We start from the raw sequence: 221 nt of genomic DNA on the forward strand, positions 1-221 counted from the left end.
GCACTCGACAGGATTCGAACCTGTGACCGCTCGGTTCGTAGCCGAGTACTCTATCCAGCTGAGCTACGAGTGCATTTTGTGTTTTTAGACCAGACCACAACTGGCTGAAACCGAGTTACTCACATTACAGCAAATAACTCTTAAATGGTGCACTCGACAGGATTCGAACCTGTGACCGCTCGGTTCGTAGCCGAGTACTCTATCCAGCTGAGCTACGAGTG

General features: G+C 50.2%; 1 tRNA gene. It reads right to left on the reverse strand.

The annotated features are described in order from the left end of the window. Window positions 1–73 (reverse strand) — tRNA-Arg (locus tag AC4IHP_RS27945). Window positions 74–221: the final 148 nt, after the last annotated feature.

The organism is Pseudomonas sp. UF-293 (genome assembly GCF_058245595.1).